This is a genomic window from Flavonifractor sp. DFI.6.63 (genome assembly GCF_024462255.1).
Lineage (GTDB): Bacteria > Bacillota > Clostridia > Oscillospirales > Oscillospiraceae > Lawsonibacter_A > Lawsonibacter_A hominis.
The window spans coordinates 1-2,554 of sequence record NZ_JANGBE010000064.1 but is presented as its reverse complement, the minus strand read 5'-3'; the positions used below and the strand labels follow the sequence as shown (position 1 = coordinate 2,554).

Below are 2,554 nucleotides of genomic sequence, written 5' to 3'. Positions count from 1 at the left end.
CATTTTGACACCCTTTCCGCCTCTACTACGACAGGCAGATGCGAGTGTACCATATTGCATTCCTCTCAGCTGCAAACCTACATTTTTTGACCGGCGTTTTCTTACATTTTATCATTGGCGCTGACAGTGGCTGCCGGAGTGCTCCAGGCCGGGATCGAGCTGCCGGGCGCTGTAAGCAACGCGGTCTCAGACATCCGCAGCACCCGCGCCGCCATCGGCAGCAACGCCGATATCGCCAGACGCGCAGGGCAGCGCCTGAGCACGCCGCAGACACTCCCGGTGCGGGACAATCCGCTGGTCACACTGCTGCCGGATGCGAGCAAGGCCATGCAGAACCTCCACGGCTCGCCCTTTGAGAGCGCACAGGCGGCGCAAACACAGCCGGGCAACACCGATCCCGTCCAGACAACGAACGCCGCTCCTGCGGGCGCTGTGGAGGCGGCAGGGCAAAATAAAACCGCCTCCACGGGGGAAACGGGGGCTTACTATTTCGATGCGTCTGACACAAATAATTCCTGGAAAGACAGAACCTATACACAGGGTGAACGCACCTTTGTCCAGTCGCAGGACAGGCAGCGTATGTACGAAGTCCCGAAACAAAGCGAAATCGGCTTTGAAGTGAAGGACGATGGGACCGTTGTGCTGAATGACGACGTGGTGAGTCGCTTAGAAAAGGCCGATTACAGGGACTTTATAAAGGCTTACGCAGATTTGAACCTGATATCCAAGTATGGTCAAGATGCCATCACCATCGTAGACCAGAAGCCGATTACGGTAAAAAGCACCGGAGATACAATATTGATCACGCAGAACGGGATCAATGACGTTGCGAAGAAAATTAGAGGCGCTGGCCTGAAGAACCAGGATAACGTATCCAGTATCCTTCTGCTGGACAAGTTGATTGAAAATGCCGTTCCTGATTCAAAATCTCAGAATGTTCACCGCAGCGATTTGAATCCATTCACTTACTACAAGGGAAAGTTCCAGATCGGAGAAAGGGCATATGACGTAACTCTTCACATCAAAAATGTACCCGAAGGAGACCGATACTATTACCACACATTAGATAAAATTGAAGTAGGCCCCGCCTACGGCAATCCCACCAATGGCGGAACATACCAAGAGACAGGGCCTACTCTTTCTGCCCCCATTATAGCAGATTCCTCCGCAAAGGGCAATACCCAGTATGCCCAAAATTCCGGGGGGCAAACCGTGGATGACGGCGTAGGGGCCGCGAATGCGGGATTTGCCGGGGATTACAACCGTTTGCAGAACCAGTCGGAGCGCTTCCACCCGGAGGGCGAGAAGGCGGCCCGCCCGGTGGACGTTCCGGTGGAGGACTTCCAGGGGCGGAGCATCCCCAAGTCCGCAGCCACCGTCCTGGAGGCCGGGGCGACGCCGGACAGTGCGGTGGAGGTCATTGAACAGGCCATCGCCAACGGCGAGTTTTCGTTTGACCGCATCACGGATGAGGCGGCCCAAAAACGGGCGCGCCAGACCGTAGAGAGCAAGGGATGGGACGCTGCGCGGGAGTCCTTCCACCAGCAGGCGGCGGGCGGGAAGGCAGGAAAGCACACGATGGCCCTTGGCCAGCTGCTGCTGAACAACGCAATGAACGCTGGGGACAGCCGGGCGGTGATCGACATCCTGACCGACTACGCAACCCTTTCGACGCAGTCTGCGCAGGCCATGCAGGCGCAGAGAATGCTGAAAAAGCTTTCCCCGGAGGGCCAGCTTTATGGCATCCAGCGCAGCGTGGAGAACCTGCGCGGGGAGCTGGCGGAGCGCTATGGGGACAAGGCCCCGGACCTGAACATCGACGAGGCGCTTGTGGATCAGTTCCTGCAGGCGCAGGATCAAGCCGGGCGGGACGCGGCCATGGAGAAGATCTACCGGGACATCGCCCGGCAGGTGCCCGCCACCTGGATGGACAAGTGGAACGCATGGCGCTATCTGGCCATGCTGGGAAACCCGCGCACCCACGTGCGCAACATCGTGGGCAACGCCGCCTTTGCTCCGGTGCGCATGGTCAAAAATGCAATCGGCACTGCGCTTGAATCTGGCGTGGACTATCTCTCCCCCAACGGGATCCAGCGCACCAAGGCGGCGCTGAACCCGGCCAGCGCGGAAGACCGGGCGCTGGTCCAGGCGGCCTTTGCAGACCTTGCAAACGTGCAGGAGCAGCTGCTTGGCGGCGGGAAGTACAGCGAGAGCGCCATGGGGAAGATCGACAGGTACCGGACGATCTTCCGGACGCTTCCGTTGGAAGCCGTGAGAAAGGCCAACAGCGCAGCGATGGACGTGGAGGACACCTGGTTTTCCAGGCCGGCCTATGCGGGGGCGCTGGCAGGGTATCTGAAGGCAAACGGCATCACCGCACAGGCTTTGTCGGATGGGACTGCGGATGCTTCGGCTATGGACGCGGCGCGGGCCTATGCCGTCCGGGAGGCCCAGCGGGCGACCTATCGGGATTCCAATGCTTTTTCGGACTTCGTGTCCGGCCTGCGCTACCGGGGGAAAAACCCGGTTGGTCAGGCGGCCAATGTTGTGATGG

Annotated in this window: 1 protein-coding gene; it reads left to right on the top strand. The window is 59.2% G+C overall.

Features of this window, described 5'->3' with window-relative positions; all coding sequences use genetic code 11:
• Positions 1 to 126: 126 nt before the first annotated feature.
• A partial coding sequence (locus NE547_RS17820) for a hypothetical protein (RefSeq protein ID WP_256176609.1) occupies positions 127 to 2,554 on the top strand: 2,428 nt, incomplete at its 3' end.